Here is an 18850-nt window from a genome sequence, read left to right as displayed (position 1 = left end):
TCCCTCTTTGCGGGAAATGAACCTAAAACTTTTCGTTCAGGTTGAACATTCTATCGAAGGCCACGGCCGACAGGCGCGGTCAAAATCTCCCTCACCGATATGCCGGGGGCCAATCCTCTCCTCCGGAGGCCTATTCATCACGTTTGCGGCGACAGAGTGGCGAGGACGCCAACCAATCAGCTTGCCTCGCGCATGGCCTCGGCGGCTTGAAGGTCGACCGAAACGAGTTGGCTGACGCCTTGCTCGGCCATGGTCACGCCGAACAGCCGGTCCATGCGCGCCATGGTGATGGGGTTGTGGGTGATGACCACGAAACGCGTGTCGGTGGACGCCGACATCTCGTCCATGAGGTTGCAGAAGCGCTCGACATTGTGATCGTCGAGCGGCGCATCGACTTCGTCGAGCACGCAGATGGGCGCCGGATTGGTCAGGAACACCGCGAAGATCAGCGACATCGCCGTCAACGCCTGCTCACCGCCTGACAGAAGCGTCATCGTCTGCGGCTTCTTGCCAGGCGGGCGGGCAAGAATTTCGAGGCCAGCCTCGAGCGGATCGTCCGATTCGATCAGTTGCAATTCAGCCGTTCCGCCACCGAAAAGATGCGAGAACAGGCGCTGGAAGTGACCGTTGACCACCTCGAAGGCGGCAAGAAGACGCTCGCGGCCTTCGCGGTTCAAGCTCTGGATGGCCTGTCTCAGCTTGCGGATCGCCTCGATCACGTCGTCGCGTTCGGAGACGATGGCTTCCAGGCGTTCCGACAATTCCTTCTGCTCCTCCTCGGCGCGAAGGTTGACCGCTCCAAGCCGCTCGCGCTCAACCTTGAGCCGCTCAAGCGTCCGTTCGATATCGCCCATGTCCGGCATCGGGCTATCGGCTTCCAGCCCGGTATGCCTGACAACCAGATGAGGCGGGGTGTTCAGCGCTTCCTGGATACGCGCCTCGACTTCTTGCCGACGCTCGTCGGCAGCCGTCAGGCGCTCCTCGGCGCGTGCGCGTGCCTCACGTACTTCGGCCAGTCCCTGGATCGCAGCGGTCGCTGCCTTGTCGAGTCCAGCCTGCTTGTTTTCGGCCTCCTGCAAGCGGTCGCTTGCCGTCATACGCAGCGCCTCGGCTTCGGAAAGCTGCGTCAGCAAGGCGCGGCGCCGGGCATCGAGTTCGTCTGGCGCATCGGCCAGTTTCTCGCGCTCCTCCATGGCCTCGGCTTTGCGCTCGCCGAGCGCAGCGATCTGGGCAGAGGCATTCTCGGCCCGCACGAGCCAGTTTCGGCGTTCGCCTTCGATGGCCTGCAGCCGGCGCATGCGTGCCTCGGCTTCGCGGCCAAGCCCCTCGTGCACGGCGCGGGCATCGGCCAGCGCGATCCTGTCGCCCGACACATGCGATGCCGCCTGTTCCAGCCTGGACTGGAGATCGCCAAGGTCGGGTGCCTCCCGCAGCAAGGCTTCGGCCTCGGCAAACAGGGCGGCGGTTTCCTCGTGTTCCTCCATGACGCGGGCGCGCGCATCCGCAAGCGCTTCGCGCCGGCTGGACAGTTCGCCCGCGGCCTTCTCGGCCTGAGCCAAGGCTGCCTTGGCGCTGTCCAGACCCTGCTGGGCTTCGCGCAATGCCTGCCTTGCCGAACGTTCGGCCTCGGTGCTTTGGCGGACTGCCGCTTCCGCCTTGGCCAATATTTCTTCCGTGGCGCGCACGACGCGAGTGGCGTCGATCGCCTCGGCATCCAGTTCGGCAAGCCGGTTCTTCTGGGCAAGGCGCAGTGCCGCCGCAGTGGGGGCGTCGGCGCTGGCGGTCAGGCCATCCCAGCGCCACAAGGCGCCTTCCCGACTGACAAGGCGCTGTCCGGGCGCAAGCAAGGGCTGCAGGCGGGGACCGTCAATTGCCTCGACAATACCGACCTGCGCCAATCTGCGCGCCAATTGCGGCGGTGCGCGCACAACGCTTGCGAGGCTGCGCGCACCCTCAGGGAGGAGGGGATCGCCGGCTTGCGGCTCGTTCTCGCCCCAATGGACAGGGGCGCTGCGCTCCAACGGCACGTCGAGGTCTTCGCCGAGAGCGGCGCCCAGCGCCGTTTCGAAACCACGCTCGACGTTGATCTGCTCAAGCACCGCCGGAAAAAGGTCGCCGCTCGCCGCATTGAGGATCTTCGCCAAGGTGCGCGCCTCGGTTTCGATGCCGGCCAGTTGCGCCTTGGCATCCTGCAACGGGCCACGCGCCTCACCTTCAGCCTCGCGCGCTTCCGCCACCGCCTGTTCGGCGGCTTCAACCGCAGCCTCAGTCTCGTCCAGAAGGCCGGACGCCTGCTCGACCAGCAGGCTTTTCTCGGCAGGATCGGCAAGTCCGACGATGCGGGAGCCGATCTCGGACAGTTCTCGGTCCATCTCGGCAAGCTGACGGGCGAACCGGTCGCGGCGTTCGCCGGTCTCTCGCAAGGTTCGTTCGACCTGATTGCGCGACGCGGCAGCCTCTGCGCGTTCCGCCGTCAATGCGGCAAGCCCGGCTTCGCTGGCGGCAAGTGTGGCCGCAGCCTGCTCGAACGCCGACCGCGTTACCGCCTCGCGCTCGGCCGCATTGGCGTTTTCGGAGTTCAGGCCGGCTTCTTCCACAGCCAGACGTTCCAGAACATCGGCATTGTCGCCCACCATGCGCTCCTCGCGCACGATATCGGCGTCGAGTTGCTCCAGCCGGCGGTCGAGTTCGGATTGACGCGAGCGGATACGCCCAGCCTCTTCCTCGATCTGCGATTTTGCTATTGAAAGCCTTTGGAAGGCAGCGGCGGCCGCCGCCGACGCATCGCGCAACTCGGGCAACCGGTGCGCGCCGATGGCTTGGTCCTTGGCGGCGTTCATCTGCGTGGCGGCCCGTTCGCCAACCAGAGAGGTCGCGACCGCCAGCGCCGAACGCGCCTCGCCTTCCTGCGCCTTGGCCAAGGTCCAGCGAAGGTGCAGCAAGGTAGCTTCCGCCTTGCGGATATCGGCAGAGAGGCTTTTGAAGCGGGACGCCTGGCGCGCCTGGCGCTTCAGGCTCTCGATCTGGCCTTCCAGTTCGCCGACCACATCGTCCAGGCGCTCGAGATTGAGTTCGGTAGCCTTTAGCCTGAGTTCCGCCTCGTGGCGGCGGGTGTGCAGGCCGGATATGCCGGCCGCCTCTTCCAGCAAGGCGCGGCGGGCCTGGGGCTTGGCCTGGATGAGTTCACCGATGCGGCCCTGCCCCACCATGGATGGCGAGCGCGCGCCAGTCGACTGATCGGCAAACAGAAGCTGCACGTCCTTTGCGCGCGCCTCCTTGCCGTTGATGCGATAGACGGAACCAGCTTCGCGCTCGATGCGGCGCGACACCTGCAATTCATCCGCGTCGTTGAAGGCGGCGGGCGCCTTGCGATCGGCATTGTCGAGGAAAAGCGTGACTTCGGCGGTATTGCGGGCCGGGCGCATGTTCGAGCCCGAAAAGATCACGTCGTCCATGCCGGACGCACGCATGTTCTTGTAAGAGCTTTCGCCCATCACCCAGCGCAGCGCCTCGACAAGGTTCGACTTGCCGCAGCCGTTCGGCCCGACGATGCCCGTCAGGCCGCGTTCGATGACGAACTCGCCGGGTTCGACGAAGGATTTGAAGCCGAGAAGACGCAGGCGCGAAAACTTCATGCGCGCCTCATGCCGGAAAGAACGCCGAAGCCGAACCGCCCCGGCGCAGCCGAAACCTTAGACAAGAGGGTCGATGATGGCCGACATTTCCTCAATCGACAGCGCGCCTTTGTAGGTTTTCCCGTTGATAAAGAAGGTCGGTGTCGAGTCGACCTTGAATTCGTCTGCGCCCCGCTTCTGGACAGCTCTCACTTGGTCAAGAAGGGCTTGGTCCGTCAAGCAGGCGTTGAAGCTCTCCTGTGTAAAACCGGCGAGCTTGGAAAGCTGGAACATCGCGTCCTTGACGTTCTCGGCCGCTGCCCAGGTCTGCTGCTGCTTGAACAGCACCTCGATCATGGGGAAATAGTTGTCGCCGGCGCAGCGCGCCAGCATGAAGCCGGCCTCGGCGCGCGGATCGAACGGGAACTCCCGGAAAATGAAGCGGACCTTGCCGGTATCGATATATTTCGTCTTCAACTCCGGGTAGGTCGTTTCGGCAAAATGCGCGCAGTGCGGACAGGTCATCGAAGCGTATTCGACGATGGTGACCTTGGCGTCTTCCTTGCCGAGCGCCTTGTCGGGCAACGCACCGGGCTTCAAGAGTTCGGCCATGTTCACATCGCCTGCAGAAGCAGGCGCTGCGGCGGTCGACGCCGGCGCCTCGGCAGGCTTGGCCGCGTCCGTCGGAGCCGCCGCCTTGGCATCCTCACCGGAATCGCTGCAGGCCGAAAGCAGCACGGCGGCGGGCACTGCGGCCAGCGAGGTCAGAACGGTTCTGCGGGACAAGACACGGATCATGCGAATCACCTGATTTTGGTTGGATTTTGCAACGCAAAGGCACGGAAAAGCGAGAGTTGGCGCGAATTAAGGCATTGCCATCCCCAATCCAATCGCGAAAGCTCGCTCCTTCGATCACGAAATTGCGAGAATTCATTTCTTTTTGCCAAGGACGGTCGCTCCAAGCCGTTCCAGGGAAGCACGAAGCTCGTCATTTTCAATGTGCTTGACGGTGCTCGCCAACCGGGTTTTCTCAGGCTCCGACAGTGGCCGCAACACTGGAATCTCGCGGTGCCTGGCGGAAGTCAGCGGTTTTTGAACTATCTTGACGCGGCCAATGGCCATGAAGCCGAGAAACGCGTTGACCTTGCCGATGATTTCTCCGGTCTGATGCTGCAGATGAAGTGCGGCCATGCCCTCGCACGCGACAACCAGCGTTGCCGGCTCGAACGGATCGTCCTCATGCATGCGGCGCGGCCACTGGATCTTTTCCGGACGCGAACTGGCGGCCAGCTTCACCCCCACGATCTCTTCCCAGGATTGGACCAGACCAATGGAAATTCCGGCGCGCTTGCGCAGCATCGGGTCGAGGATTTCCGTTGCCAGGTCGCTGACCGGAACGGGATTGCCCCAGGGCCTTTTCCCTGCCATGTCCGTTCTCCAGCGACGATCTTCAAAAACGTTCAGCACAGAAGCCAACGTCCGATCAATGGCACCGCACAACACAAGCCGCAAGCCCGCCTTGGCGAATGATGACGTTCCAGCCCGCCTGCTTGCCTGGTACGACGCGCATCACCGCGAACTGCCGTGGCGTGTGGCGCCAGGCGATCTGTCCCGCGGCGTGCGGCCCGACCCCTACCGTGTATGGCTTTCGGAAATCATGCTGCAGCAGACAACCGTCGAGGCCGTGAAATCCTATTTCACCGCTTTCACCGCCAAATGGCCGACGATTGACGCACTAGCGGCGGCGGATACTGACGATGTGATGAAGGCTTGGGCAGGACTCGGCTATTATTCGCGTGCCCGCAACCTCAAGGCCTGCGCCAACTTCATTGCCGGCCACGGAGGCGAATTCCCCGACAATGAGGAAGGGCTGCGTGCCCTGCCCGGCATCGGCCCCTATACGGCAGCGGCCATCGCCGCCATTGCCTTCGATCGGCCGGCGGCCGTCGTCGACGGCAATGTCGAGCGTGTCGTCACCCGGCTCTTTTCCATCTCCACTCCGTTGCCTCAGGCCAAGGGCGAAATCCGGACGCATGTCGAAGGCATGGTTCCGCCTGAGCGTTCCGGCGACTTTGCCCAGGCGATGATGGACCTTGGCGCTACGATCTGCACGCCGCGTAAGCCGAAATGCATGCTGTGCCCGCTACGCGAGGATTGCAGCGCGATCCTGGCCGGCGACCCGCAGCTTTATCCGGTTCGCTTGGCCAAGCCGGAGAAGCCCTCGCGGCGGGGTGCGGCCTTCGTTGCGGTCAGAAAGGACGGCGCGATCCTTTTGCGAAAGCGGCCGGAGAAGGGCCTGCTTGGCGGCATGAGCGAAGTGCCGACGACCGGATGGACGGCGCGCATCGACGGCGACGTTTCTGTAGAGGCTGCGCCATTTGCCGCCAAGTGGCGACGCGCAGGCAGCATATCGCACGTCTTTACCCATTTCACGTTGGAACTCGACGTCTATCGGGCCGAGACCGATGGCAGCACGCCTGCCGGCTGCTTCTGGTCGCGGACAGCCGAAATTTCGGGCGAGGCCCTACCGACCGTCATGAAAAAGGCCATCGAGTTAGCCATTCCGGGTGCAACGCGAAAACAAAGGCATTGACAGAATGGAAATCCGCCACATCGTCTTCGACATCGGCAAGGTGCTCGTCCACTACGATCCGGACCTTCCCTTCAGCCGGCTCATTCCCGATCCTGCCGAACGCAAATGGTTCTTCGACAACATCTGCACCAGCGCCTGGAACATAGAACAGGACCGCGGCCGCAAATGGGAAGACGCCGAGGCGCTGCTGATTGCCGAGCACCCCGGCCATGCTGAAAACATTCGCAACTTCCGCCGCCACTGGCACGAGATGGTTCCGTACGCCTATGACGACAGCGTGGCGCTGCTCGGCCGCCTGCTCGATGCCGGGCACGACGTGACGCTGCTGACCAATTGGGCCGCCGATACTTTTGCCGAAGCGCGCGGACGTTTCCCGTTCCTCGAGCGCCCACGCGGCGTCACGGTGTCGGGCGAAATCGGCATGATCAAGCCGGAACGCGGCATCTACGATCACCATGCCGCGAGCTTCGGTATCGAGCCGGCCCATGCGCTGTTCATCGACGACAGCCAGAAGAACGTCGATGGGGCCAAAGCCGCCGGCTGGCAGGCGGTGCTGTTCACCGATGCGGCGGCTCTCGAAGCCGATCTCGGTCGGATGGAAATTGCACTTTGAATTGAACCGGTCGCGGCGACGTCCGAAACGCCGGTTCAGCGACTTCACCCGCTGAATCGGCTACCGCTGCGCGGTTTCAGGCTCCTGCCCGCTCCATGCCCAGCCTGGCGATGCGGCGCAGTTCGTCAATGGGGGTAAGGCCGCCTGCGCGCTCATAATGCCAGAAGGTCCAGCCATTGCAGGCGTCCAGCCCCTGCACCCTGGCTCCAACCTTGTGGATCGACCCGGCGTTGTCGCCGATCGCGAGCGTGCCGTCGGCGCGCACCTTGGCCGCGAAGCGCCGCTTGGCGTCGTAGAGGGTCGCGCCAGGCGTCATCAGGCCGGTATCGAGCAGGCTGACGAACGCGACGCGCGGCTCGGCGCGCTTGCCCGAAAGCACGGTGAGATTGGCCCCTTCAAGCGGCGTCACCGAAGCGATGCGCTCGTTCGCGGCATCGATATAGGCCTGCTCGCGTTCGATGCCGACGTAGTGTCGCCCGAGCCGCTTGGCGACCGCGCCCGTTGTGCCTGAGCCGAAGAACGGGTCGAGCACGACATCGCCCGGCTTGGTCGAGGCCATCATGATGCGCGCCAAAAGCGCCTCCGGCTTCTGGGTGGGATGTACCTTGTCGCCGTGCTCGTCCTTCAGGCGTTCGTTGCCGGTGCAGATCGGAAACAGCCAGTCCGAGCGCATCTGCACGTCGTCGTTGGCCGCCTTCATGGCTTCGTAGTTGAAGGTGTAGCCCTTGCTCTTCTGGTCGCGCGTGGCCCAGATCATGGTCTCGTGCGCGTTCTGGAAACGGCGGCCGCGGAAATTCGGCATCGGGTTGGTCTTGCGCCAAACGACATCGTTGAGGATCCAGAAGCCGAGATCCTGCATCTTGGCGCCGACACGGAAGATGTTGTGGTAGGAGCCGATGACCCAGATGGTGCCATTCGGCTTCAGCACCCGGCGCGCCGCAAGCAGCCAGGCGCGGGTGAAGGCATCGTACGCCTCGAAACTGTCGAACTGATCCCAATCGTCGTCGACTGCATCGACCTTGGACTGGTCGGGCCGGTGCAGGTCGCCGTCGAGTTGGAGATTGTAGGGCGGGTCGGCGAAGATGACGTCGATCGATTTTTCCGGCAGCCGGTCCAGCGCCGCAACGCAGTCGCCCTTGAGAATCGTATCCAGCCACTCGGATCGGTGAGGAGCATGCGAAAGTTCGTCGAGTCGACGGACTGCTGACATTTTGACACCCAAGACACGTTACTGTTTACCCGCTGTTATGGTTACCGATCAGCGTAAATATTCAGTGAAGCGGACGGGCTGATTTGCGAAGGGCGGTTCTTTGGTGTATCCCCGCCCCGCCTGGGCAATACCGGGTTTCCCCTTCCCCGAGTTTCGCCGGACCGACATGAACAAGCTCGACCTCGTTATTTTTGATTGTGACGGCGTGCTCGTCGATTCCGAAATCCTTGCCGCGCGGGTCGAGGCCCAGTTGCTGACAGAGGCGGGGTTCGAGATATCGGCCGAAGAACTGGCGGAAACCTATGCCGGTCTGACCTTCAAGGACATTCTTCTCAGCGTCGAGCAAAGGGCGGGCATTCCGCTGCAAGCCTCGCTGATCGACAAGGCCGAGGAATTGATCGACCGGCGGCTGAAACAGGACGTGCGTGCCATCGACGGCGTTCACGAAGCGGTGGCGCAAGTGGCCACGCCACGTTGCATCTGTTCCAACTCGCGCGCCGACCGCATTGAATTCATGCTGGAAAAGACGCGGCTTTTGCCGCTCTTTGCCGGTAGGATCTTTTCAGCGCTCGATACGCCGAGCGGCAAGACCAAACCTGCTCCGGACGTATTTCTCCATGCTGCCAAAACGCTCGGCGCCGACCCCGCGCGCACGTTCGTCATCGAAGATTCGGTACACGGCATCAACGGCGCCACCGCCGCCGGCATGCGCGTCATCGGCTTCACCGGCGCCTCGCACAGCTATCCGGGCCATGCCGACGCCTTGACCGAGGCCGGGGCGGAAACAGTCATCCGACGCTGGGCCGAACTGAAAAGCGTGCTTGCCGCCCTCTCCGAGTGGTCCGAAAACGCGTAGCATTTGCCGTTTCAACACAGCGGTCAGGCTGCGGCGCGTAAACGACGACGCCCTGACCGCGATATGGTCCAGGTGTTCAGCTAGCGCGGAATGTCCGAGATGGAGGACTGAGCAGGTGGTGCCGCCGGGGCCACAGCCGCAACCGGTTTCTTTTTCACCACCTTCTTCGCGACCCTGGCCGGCTTCGGGGCGGCCTTCGGCGGGCCTTCGTCATAGCCGACGAACACCTGATAGTTCCGCGCTGACGGCGCAGGAACGGTGACGTTGGGATCATTGAAGACGAACTGGGTGGCCGTCGAAGTATCGGCGATCTGCACCTTGTATTGGTGGAGTTGCGAGTAAAGCACCTGGTCGCCCAGGGTAACCGCGATGCGGATAGGCATGGTGATGGCGCCGGCCGACGCGAGCGGACCGGGCACGACCTTGCCGGCAACGGCGACATTCAGGGTCAGCGTGCCGGTACCGTAGCTGCAGTCGCGGGTCACGTTGGCGATCGCGGCCTGATAGATCAGCTTGGACTGATCGTCCTGGCCGCCGCTGGCATAGGTGTTGAAGTAGGCAGTGCCTTCGCGCAGTGTCACGTTCGGGCAATAGGCCCTCAATTCGCTGGCCAGCACCTTGCCCTGCGCCTGGGCGTCAGCCTGCGTGGGAGCCTGCTTGTCGCCCACGCCAAGCAGTCCGTTGCCGCCCGACTGGCAGCCTGCGACGACAAACATAAAGCCAAACGACGCCAATCCGGTAAAAAAGCGACGACCCGATGTACGAACTGCCATGAACTGCACTTCCCTCTCGCAACGCTGGTGTCCTATAGCAACCCGGCGGCGAAAATGCGACTGACGAAAGCAACAAATCCACACTCCGCAAACAACGGAAGACCGATCAAATGCAGTATGTGAGCACTCGTGGCGAGGCACCTCAACTCGGCTTCTCCGATACGATCCTGGCCGGTCTGGCCCGCGACGGCGGGCTCTACGTTCCAGCCGTCTGGCCGCAGTTTTCAGCCGCCGAGATCCGGGCCATGCGCGGCCTTGCCTATCCCGACCTTGCAATCCGCGTGTTGACGCCCTTCCTCGGCGGCGAGATCGCGCAACCGGTGTTCGAACGCCTGGTGCGCGAGGCCTATGCCACATTCCGGCATCAGGCCGTCTGCCCGCTGGTGCAGATCGCGCCCAACACCTTCGTGCTGGAGTTGTTCCACGGTCCCACGCTTGCCTTCAAGGACGTGGCGATGCAACTGCTTGCGCGCCTCATGGACCATGTGCTTGCCGAGCGCGGCCAGCGCGCGACCATAGTGGGAGCCACATCGGGCGATACCGGAGGAGCGGCCATCGACGCATTCGCCGGACGTGACCGCACCGACATCTTCATCCTGTTTCCCAACGGCCGCGTCTCCCCTGTGCAACAGAAGCAGATGACGACCTCGACAGCCGGCAACGTCCATGCGCTCGCCATCGAGGGCAATTTCGACGATTGCCAGGGATTGTTGAAAGACCTGTTCAACGATCACGGCTTTCGCGACCGCGTTTCCCTGTCGGGCGTCAACTCGATCAACTGGGCGCGGATCATGGCCCAGATCGTCTATTACTTCTCTTCGGCTCTGTCGCTCGGCGCGCCGGACCGGCCCGTTTCGTTCACCGTTCCCACCGGCAATTTCGGCGACATCTTCGCCGGCTACGCCGCCAAGAAGATGGGCCTGCCGATCGAGCGGCTCGAAATCGCCACCAACGACAACGATATCCTGGCGCGCACGCTGGCCACCGGCGAATACCGCATGCAAGGCGTCGTTGCGACAACCTCGCCATCAATGGACATCCAGGTGTCGTCCAATTTCGAACGGCTCCTGTTCGAGGCGTCCGGCCGCAACGCCGGAACGGTGAGGCGCTACATGGCGGGCCTCAAGCAGTCCGGCGCGTTCACCATCGAGGCTGGAGAACTGGCCGCCATTCGCGCCGAATTCGACGCCGGGCGCGCCTCGATGGCAAAGGCAGCCGAAACCATCCGTTCGACGCTTGGCGCAAGCAACTACCTCCTCGATCCGCATACGGCGACGGCTGTGCATGTCGCTGCAAAGAACAAGGACAGCAACGCTCCGAGGATCGTTCTCGGAACGGCTCATCCGGCGAAATTTCCAGCCGCCGTCGAAGCCGCCTGCGGCGTCTCGCCGGAATTGCCGTCCTGGCTTGCCGGATTGACGGCCTTGGAAGAGAAATACACAGTGCTTCCATCCGACAAGAAAATGTTGGAAGATTACATAGGCCAGCACGCTCGTGCGGCCCTCTAGGGAGTTTTTGTTATATGGGTGTTGAGGTAAGCCGTCTGTCGAACGGCCTGACAGTCGCCACCGAAACCCTTCCAAGCATCGAATCCGTCGCTTTAGGAGCCTGGGTCAAATCCGGAGCCCGTAACGAGCGTGACGACGAGCACGGAATGGCTCATCTGCTTGAGCACATGGCGTTCAAGGGTACCGGCAAGCGAACCGCTTTCCAGATCGCTTCCGATATCGAGGACGTCGGCGGCGAGATCAATGCAGCGACCAGCGTGGAAACCACGTCCTTCTACGCCAGAGTGCTCACCGACGATGTGCCGCTGGCAGTGGACATACTTGCCGACATCCTGCAGGATTCGACTTTCGATCCGAATGAACTGGCGCGCGAACAGCACGTCATCCTGCAAGAGATCGGCGCAGCACACGATACGCCCGACGACATCGTCTTCGACCGTTTCACCGAAACGGCCTACCGTCACCAGACCCTTGGCCGCTCCATCCTCGGCACGCCGGAAACGGTGCAATCCTTTACCTCGAAGCAATTGCACGACTTCATGGAGCGCCAGTACGGCGCCGACCGCATGGTCCTGGTCGCCGCCGGCGACATCAAGCACGACGATTTCGTGCGGCAGGTGGAAGACAAGCTCGGCGGCTTTCGCCCGCACGCCGAAAGCGTCACACCGCAGTATGCCCAATATGTCGGCGGCGACTTCCGTGAAGACCGCGACCTCATGGACGCGCAGATCGTGCTGGGCTTCGAAGGGCGCGCCTACCATGTGCGCGATTTCTATGCCTCGCAGGTGCTGTCGATGATCCTCGGCGGCGGCATGTCGTCTCGCCTGTTCCAGGAGGTGCGCGAGAAACGCGGCCTTTGCTATTCCGTTTATGCCTTCCACTGGGGCTTTTCCGACACCGGTATCTTCGGCGTCCACGCCGCGACCGGCCAAAGCAACATCGGCGAACTGGTGCCGGTAATCGCTAACGAATTGCAGAAGGCCGGCGAGGCGATTTTTCAGGAAGAACTGGACCGTGCGCGGGCGCAGTACAGGGCCGGCCTCATCATGTCGGCGGAAAGCCCGGCCAGCCGCGCTTCGCAAATCGCGCGCCAGCTTCTTCTGTTCGGTCGACCCATTCCCAAGGAAGAGTTGATGGAGCGCCTTTCAGCTCTGACCATCGGCAGGCTCACCGATCTGTCGGCACGGCTCTTCACCACCAAGCCGACGCTCACCGCCGTCGGTCCGGTGGGAACGCTGGCGCCTTATGAATCCATACTCGACGTCATGCCCAACGCAATGGCGGCACGCCGCTTCGCCGTATGAAGCGTCGGACCGCGACGCGAGAACGGGTTCTGGGATATTCCGATGCTGAAGCACGAAGCCAAATCGCCAGTTGAGCGTCCGCAAGGGCGCCCCCTCGTGTAACCCCGCTGGTGTAAACCATTGTGTTCGCGCTTCCTTTCTTTCGCCGCGACCTGCCGGCCCTGAAGGGCGAAAAAATAACCCTGCGTTTTCCGCTGGCCAACGATTATCGGGAATGGGCCGCCTTGCGCGGCTCAAGCCGCGCCTTTCTCGAACGCTGGGAACCGCGCTGGATGCCGGACGAACTGGATCGCACCGCGTGGCGTCACAGGATCGGCCGCTACCGCGAGGATTACGCGCAAGGCAGCGCCATCGCGCTCTTCATTGTGGAAAAGGCCAGCGGCAAGCTGGTTGGGGGCATAACGCTGGGCAACATTCGCCACGGTGTTTGCCAAAGCGCCCATATCGGCTACTGGATGGGCGAGCGTTACGCCGGGCGCGGCCTGATGACGGATGCGCTGAATGTACTGGTGCGTTTCGCTTTCGATACGCTAAAGTTGCACCGGATCGAAGCTGCCTGTATCCCCGACAACGCCCGCTCGATCCGCGTGCTTGAAAAAGCCGGATTCCAGCGCGAAGGACTGTTACGATCCTACCTCAGGATCAATGGCTCCTGGCAAGACCACTATCTTTACGCCCGGATCGTGGACGATCTGCCGGGCACGCGAACAAAGGGCTGATTTTTGACGATATTTCCGCGAATCAGGTCGCTGCTCGCATTCTTTCTCGCGGCTCTGGTCACCGTTTGCTCGGTAAGTTCCACCTATGCGATCGAGCCGATCAAGATCGCTCGCGACGACGTGGCGCTGGATCTTTCCGGAGCGGTCGAAATCTATCGCAATCAGGGCGAGAACTTCCAGGTTTCGACGGCTCCCGGCCCTGACGGCATCGTGCGGCGCATCGAGGTGGAAGCCAACGACAATCGCTCCACCGGCGACTGGGCGGTGTTTGCGCTGGCCAACACGACCGACCAGCAGATCGACAGGCTGATCGTTGCGCCGCATTTCCGCCTGGTCAATTCCGGGCTGTTCTGGCCCGACCTCGGCTCGACGCGCATCGCCGCCATCACGCCCAGCGAAGGCTTCGCGCTCGACCGCCAGGCAAGCCCGGACGCCGACGTGTTCAGAATCACGTTGAACCCCGGCGCAGTCGTCACCTTTGTGGCCGATCTCGCGTCGCCGAAGCTGCCGCAGGTCTATCTTTGGGAGCCGGAAGCCTACAAGGATTCCGTCAACTCCTACACGCTCTATCGCGGCATCGTCATCGGCATCGCCGGCCTGCTGGCGCTGTTCTTGACCATCTTGTTCGTAGTCAAGGGCACCTCGATGTTCCCAGCGACGGCAGCCCTGTCATGGGCGGTCCTCGCCTATATTTGCGTCGATTTCGGCTTCCTCAGCAAGATCATCGAGATGTCGCCCGGCAACGAGCAATTGTGGCGAGCGGGCACCGAGGTCGGGCTTGCCGCAACCTTCGTGGTGTTCCTGTTCGCCTATCTCAACCTCAACCGATGGCACGGCCATTTCAGTTATGGCGCATTGGTGTGGGTGCTTGGCCTGGGGCTGATCGCCGGCATCGCCATCATCGATCCGGCTGTGGCCGCCGGCATCGCGCGCCTGTCGTTCGCGGCAACGGCGGTGATCGGCGTCGGCCTCATCATCATGCTCGGCATTCGCGGCTACGACCGGGCGATCATGCTTGTTCCAAGCTGGGTCATGGTCCTGTTGTGGCTTGCCGGATCGTGGATGGCGGTGAACGGCTTGCTGGACAACGATATCGTCCAGCCGGCGCTTGGCGGCGGCCTGATCCTCATCATCCTGCTTATCGGCTTCACCGTCATGCAGCATGCGTTTTCCGGCGGCGCGCTGCATCAGGGGCTTTTCTCCGATATCGAACGCCAGGCGCTGGCCGTGATCGGCTCGGGCGATATCGTGTGGGACTGGGATGTGCTGCGCGACCGCGTCGTGACACGCCCCGACGTCAGCCTGCAACTGGGTCTCGCCCCCAACAGTCTCGGCGGCCCGGCCCGCAACTGGCTGCCGGTTCTGCATGCCGACGACCGCGACACCTTCCGCACCACGCTGGATATCGTGCTTGAACATCGGCGCGGCCGTGTCGCCCAGAACTTCCGCCTGCGCGGCGCCGACGGCCATTATCACTGGTTCGCGCTACGCGCCCGCCCGGTGATCGGTTCGGACGGCGAGGTCATCCGTTGCGTCGGCACGATGGTCGACGTGACCGAACAGAAGAAGGCCGAGGAGCGGCTCCTGCACGATGCGGTGCATGACAATCTGACCGGCCTGCCCAACCGCGAATTGTTCATGAACCGGCTCGACGCGGTGATCTCGATCGCGCGAACCGAGGAAAAGGTTCGCCCGACAGTATTCGTCATCGACATCGACCGTTTCAAGCAGGTCAATGACGGGCTCGGCATCTCGGCCGGCGACACCATCCTGCTCACCATCGCACGACGCCTGCACCGCTTGCTCAAGCCGAAGGATTCGCTTTCCCGCTTCGCTGGCGACCAGTTTGCGCTGATGCTGTTGTCCGAGCAAGACCCGGCCCGCATCGCAGCGGTGGCCGAAGCCATCAAGCACGCCATCAGCGCACCGATCACCTTCGCCAAGCGCGAGATCGTGCTGACCGCCTCGATGGGCCTCATCACCTGGACCTCGGACCAGACTTCGGCAGAAGACATGGTCAAGGACGCCGAGCTCGCCCTTCACCAGGCCAAGCGCTTCGGCGGCGACAGGATCGAACCCTTCCGCCCCGCCTTCCGTACCGTCGGTACCGACAAGCTGCAGTTCGAGTCCGATCTCAGGCGCGCGATCGAGCGGCGCGAATTCACGCTCGCCTATCAGCCGATCGTGCGGCTGGAAGACAACAGCATAGCCGGCTTCGAGGCATTGCTGCGCTGGGACCATCCGCGTCGTGGCATGATCCCGCCGGCCGACTTCATCCCCGTCGCTGAAAATTGCGGCCTCATCGTCCAGCTTGGCCTGTTCGCGATGCAGCGCGCCGCCGAGGACCTGGCCTCGTGGCAAAAACAGATCAGCGACGCGCCGCTCTCGGTCTCCGTCAACCTGTCCAGCCGGCAACTCATCCGCCGCGATCTGGTCAGCGACGTGCGCTCGGTCATCGCCCGGGCCAACCTCAAGGCGCGCTGCTTCAGGCTGGAACTCACCGAATCCCTGGTGATGGACAATCCCGAACAGGCGGTGCATGTGCTGAACAAGCTGAAACGCCTCGGCATCGGCCTGTCGCTGGACGATTTCGGCACCGGCTATTCATCTTTGTCCTACCTGACGCGCTTTCCCTTCGACACCATCAAGATCGACAAGAGCTTCGTCGACGACACCACGCCAAAGCGCGCCATGCTCATCAAGTCGATGGTCAACATGGCGCACGAACTTGGCTTGTCGGTCGTGGCGGAAGGCGTTTCCGATCAAAGCGATGCACTGGAATTGCGCCAGATCGGCTGCGAATACGTTCAGAGCTTCATGTTCGGGGCGCCGGTGGCCGGCGACCAGGTGCTGAAGATGCTGAAAGAGCAGTATCCGCTCGCTCAGGCGTAACGGGAACGTTCTACTGCCGCACGCGTCGCAGGAGTGCCGTTCAGGCGTGGCCGGCGGCGGAGCTCAGATGCGCGATGTCGATGCCGATGGCAGCCAGGATACGATCGTATTTGCTGTCGATGTCGGGATCGAACAGCAGTTCCGGCGTCGCCGGGCAGGTCAGCCAGCCGTTCTGGGCAATTTCGCTCTCCAACTGACCGGCGCCCCAGCCCGAATAGCCAAGCGCCATCAGCGCCCGGCGCGGCCCGCGACCGGTGGAAATGGCGCGCAGGATGTCCACCGTGGCGGTCAGGCAAACCTCATCCGACACGTTGAGGGAGGACTCGACACGGTAGTCGCCAGAATGCAGCACGAAGCCGCGGCTGCGGTCCACCGGCCCGCCATTGCGGACCACGAAATCGCGTGCCGGCGCCGGCAATCGGATCGCCTCCTGCTCGTCCATGATGCCAAGCTGCACCAACAGGTCGGGAAACAGCATCTGCTGGGTCTGGTTGATGATCAGCCCCATCGCGCCCTCGTCGCTGTGGGCACAGACATAGATAACCGAGCGCGCAAACCTGTTGTCCTTCATGCCGGGCATGGCGATGAGGAACTGGTCGTCAAGGAAGCCGCCCTCGGCAGCCTTGCTCTTGTCGCGCAACAAATCCATATCCAAAGGGTAGCGCGTTTCCTTGTTCTATGAAAGATGCGCCAAAGTCAGGGCGAAACTATTTGAAGCCTGGAAGCGCACATATGGTAACGCAAATATGATGCCGGCGACGCGTCAAGACCGGTTGCCTTCCCGTCGGGTAACACTCACTTCAGCTCTCATGCGAAGCGTGATCATAATGGCGTCCGCCGCCCTGGCCCTTGGGGCCGCTGCAGCCTCTGCAGAAGCGTCATCATCCGAATGGCATGACAGCGAAGGCGGCAAGGTGCGCATCGTCACCACCGGAAAGCCGGACGCCCAAGGCAAGCTGCAAGGCGTGCTGGAGATCGCACTCAGGCCCGGCTGGAAAACCTATTGGCGCGACCCCGGCGACAGCGGCGTGCCGCCTCATATCGACGTGGCCCGCAGCAGCAATGTCACCACAGCCGTGCTGGCCTACCCCGCCCCGCAACGCCACGACGACGGCTACAGCAAATGGGCAGGCTACGACCACCCTGTCGCCTTGCCGATTGCCTTCACCATCGGCTCCCCTGACGAACCCGTCAGGATCGAAGCCGATGTCCTGATCGGCATCTGCGAAACGATCTGTATCCCCCTGCAGGCCAGATTCAGCATCGATCCCGACATCGGCTCCGACGACCGGGCCGACGCTGCGGTGATCATGGCGGCTCTGGCTGGATTGCCCGGCGCTGCCCGGCCCGAGTTCGGTATTACCCCCCTGCCCGGCGACGAGGAAACAATGATCGTGGCTGCTACCGTTCCCGGTAATGCCGCCTCGTCGGATTTCTTCGTTGCCGGTGAACAGGGCTATATGTTCGGCACTCCGGTCAAAAGCACCGAGGCCGGCAAGACCATCTTCACGGTGCCGATCCTCGACCGCCCGTCCGAGGCGCCAAGCGGCGACGGGCTGTTCTACACCCTGACGAATGCCGGTGAAGCCGTCTCCGGGGTGTTGCCCTATCCGTGAAAGCCCGAAGATTGCAGCCCGGCTTGTGCTGGGCTAGGTCACATGCGCCGAGCCGCCTCTCCCTGAATTTTCGAAAGAATGAGGACTGTAATGACGACGATTTCCGTTGGCGAGAAACTGCCCGAAGCGACTTTCAAGACGATGACCGAGGAGGGCGCCAAAAGCCTGACGACGGCGGAGATATTTGCCGGCAAGAAAGTCGTGCTGTTCGGCGTTCCCGGCGCCTTCACACCGACATGCAGCAACAACCATCTTCCCGGCTATCTTGAGAACCACGATGCGCTACTCGCGCGCGGCGTGGACACGATCGCCGTCGTGGCTGTGAACGATCATCACGTCATGGGCGCTTGGGCACGGTTCACCGGCGGAGAGGGCAAGATCGTCTATCTTGCCGACGGCAATGGCCAGTTCGTCAAATCGGTCGGTCTCGATGCGGATTTTTCCGGCGGCGGCATGGGACTGCGTTCAAAACGCTTCTCGATGATCGTCGATGACGGCACCGTCACGACCTTGAACATCGAGAGCGTGGCAGGGCAGGCCGTGGAGGCCGGCGCGGCAAAGGTCCTCGAACAGTTGTGAAGGCGAGACCCACCGGTAGCGGGCGGGGGCCGATCAATAGCTTTGCGGTGAACGCCGAGGCTTCCTTGAAGCCGGCTCGGCACCGTTGCTGCTCGGCTTCAGCGCCTTCACGGTCTCCGCCGGTTTCTTCACCGGCCCTTTCTTGAATGGGGCCATGCCGGTGCGGGCAAGTTCGTCGGCACGCTCATTCTCGGGGTGGCCGGCATGTCCCTTCACCCAGTGCCAGGCGACCTTGTGGCGCTTGCGCGCCTCGTCAAGCGCCTGCCAAAGCTCGACATTCTTCACCGGCTTGTTGTCGGCGGTCTTCCAGCCGCGACGCTTCCAGCCCTCGATCCAGCTGGAAATGCCGTCCTTGACGTAGCTCGAATCCGTATGCAGATCGACGACGCAAGGTTCCTTCAGCGCATCCAGTGCCGAAATCGCCGCCATCAATTCCATGCGGTTGTTGGTGGTCAGCGCTTCGCCGCCGGACAATTCGCGCGTCGCCCCGTTGAAGCGCAGGATTGCACCCCAGCCGCCAGGCCCCGGATTGCCGGAGCAAGCTCCGTCGGTGAATATCTCGACGTTCTTCAC

Annotated in this window: 16 protein-coding genes; 9 read left to right on the top strand and 7 right to left on the bottom strand. The window is 62.7% G+C overall.

Going from position 1 to position 18850, the window contains the following annotated elements; genetic code table 11:
- Positions 1-176 precede the first annotated feature (176 nt).
- The 3 genes from smc to ASD64_RS09775 all read right to left on the bottom strand — a co-directional run bounded on the left by smc (position 177) and on the right by ASD64_RS09775 (position 5042).
- Positions 177-3635: a chromosome segregation protein SMC gene (gene smc / locus ASD64_RS09785; RefSeq protein WP_056104294.1), complete on the bottom strand. Its 3459-nt coding sequence runs from the start codon at positions 3633-3635 to the stop codon at positions 177-179.
- A gap of 57 nt (positions 3636-3692) precedes the next feature.
- Positions 3693-4412 (bottom strand): DsbA family protein, encoded by a 720-nt coding sequence (locus ASD64_RS09780; RefSeq protein WP_056104291.1) that lies wholly within the window; start codon positions 4410-4412, stop codon positions 3693-3695.
- Positions 4413-4544: 132 nt separating this feature from the next.
- Complete coding sequence (locus ASD64_RS09775; protein ID WP_056104289.1) at positions 4545-5042, bottom strand: DUF721 domain-containing protein; 498 nt, start codon at positions 5040-5042, stop codon at positions 4545-4547.
- Positions 5043-5100: 58 nt separating this feature from the next.
- On the opposite strand from ASD64_RS09775, the gene mutY reads away from it, so the two are divergent.
- Entirely contained in the window at positions 5101-6207 is a 1107-nt protein-coding gene (gene mutY / locus ASD64_RS09770; protein ID WP_244480752.1) for an A/G-specific adenine glycosylase, read from the top strand.
- Positions 6208-6211: 4 nt separating this feature from the next.
- Positions 6212-6820 carry an HAD family hydrolase gene (locus tag ASD64_RS09765; RefSeq protein ID WP_056104283.1) on the top strand — a complete coding sequence of 203 codons (609 nt, stop codon included), beginning with the start codon at positions 6212-6214 and terminating at the stop codon, positions 6818-6820.
- A gap of 76 nt (positions 6821-6896) precedes the next feature.
- Here the strand turns inward: ASD64_RS09765 and ASD64_RS09760 are convergent, their stop codons facing one another.
- A complete protein-coding gene (locus ASD64_RS09760) occupies positions 6897-8030 on the bottom strand; it encodes a site-specific DNA-methyltransferase (RefSeq protein WP_056104282.1) in 1134 nt (377 codons plus the stop codon).
- A 166-nt stretch (positions 8031-8196) separates the two neighbouring features.
- Between ASD64_RS09760 and ASD64_RS09755 the strand changes: the two genes are divergently transcribed.
- The gene (locus ASD64_RS09755; protein ID WP_056104279.1) at positions 8197-8886 is read left to right on the top strand and encodes an HAD family hydrolase; all 690 of its coding nucleotides are present in this window, start codon (positions 8197-8199) and stop codon (positions 8884-8886) included.
- Positions 8887-8966: 80 nt separating this feature from the next.
- Here ASD64_RS09755 and ASD64_RS09750 read toward each other — a convergent pair whose 3' ends face one another.
- Positions 8967-9659 (bottom strand): hypothetical protein, encoded by a 693-nt coding sequence (locus ASD64_RS09750; RefSeq protein ID WP_244480751.1) that lies wholly within the window; start codon positions 9657-9659, stop codon positions 8967-8969.
- Between the two features lie 110 nt (positions 9660-9769).
- On the opposite strand from ASD64_RS09750, the gene thrC reads away from it, so the two are divergent.
- From thrC to ASD64_RS09730, 4 genes are all read left to right on the top strand, one after another.
- Complete coding sequence (gene thrC / locus ASD64_RS09745) at positions 9770-11167, top strand: threonine synthase (protein ID WP_056104276.1); 1398 nt, start codon at positions 9770-9772, stop codon at positions 11165-11167.
- Between the two features lie 14 nt (positions 11168-11181).
- Entirely contained in the window at positions 11182-12471 is a 1290-nt protein-coding gene (locus ASD64_RS09740) for a M16 family metallopeptidase (protein ID WP_056104273.1), read from the top strand.
- Between the two features lie 122 nt (positions 12472-12593).
- Complete coding sequence (locus ASD64_RS09735) at positions 12594-13190, top strand: GNAT family N-acetyltransferase (RefSeq protein ID WP_056104269.1); 597 nt, start codon at positions 12594-12596, stop codon at positions 13188-13190.
- 3 nt (positions 13191-13193) lie between these two features.
- On the top strand, positions 13194-16082 hold the full coding sequence (locus ASD64_RS09730) for an EAL domain-containing protein (RefSeq protein ID WP_056104265.1): 2889 nt from the start codon (positions 13194-13196) through the stop codon (positions 16080-16082).
- A 40-nt stretch (positions 16083-16122) separates the two neighbouring features.
- Here ASD64_RS09730 and ASD64_RS09725 read toward each other — a convergent pair whose 3' ends face one another.
- Positions 16123-16731: a YqgE/AlgH family protein gene (locus tag ASD64_RS09725; protein WP_056104262.1), complete on the bottom strand. Its 609-nt coding sequence runs from the start codon at positions 16729-16731 to the stop codon at positions 16123-16125.
- Positions 16732-16909: 178 nt separating this feature from the next.
- On the opposite strand from ASD64_RS09725, the gene ASD64_RS09720 reads away from it, so the two are divergent.
- Both ASD64_RS09720 and ASD64_RS09715 read left to right on the top strand, forming a co-directional pair.
- Entirely contained in the window at positions 16910-17698 is a 789-nt protein-coding gene (locus ASD64_RS09720; protein ID WP_244480750.1) for a protein-disulfide reductase DsbD domain-containing protein, read from the top strand.
- Between the two features lie 90 nt (positions 17699-17788).
- Positions 17789-18277 carry a peroxiredoxin gene (locus tag ASD64_RS09715; protein ID WP_056104258.1) on the top strand — a complete coding sequence of 163 codons (489 nt, stop codon included), beginning with the start codon at positions 17789-17791 and terminating at the stop codon, positions 18275-18277.
- 33 nt (positions 18278-18310) lie between these two features.
- Here ASD64_RS09715 and rnhA read toward each other — a convergent pair whose 3' ends face one another.
- Positions 18311-18850, bottom strand: a complete 540-nt coding sequence (gene rnhA / locus ASD64_RS09710; protein ID WP_056104256.1) for a ribonuclease HI — start codon at positions 18848-18850, stop codon at positions 18311-18313.

This window comes from Mesorhizobium sp. Root157 (genome assembly GCF_001427385.1).
In the GTDB taxonomy this organism is placed as follows: Bacteria; Pseudomonadota; Alphaproteobacteria; order Rhizobiales; family Rhizobiaceae; genus Mesorhizobium.
Note: the sequence above shows the minus strand (reverse complement) of the source record. Positions and strands in the feature narration are given on the sequence as shown.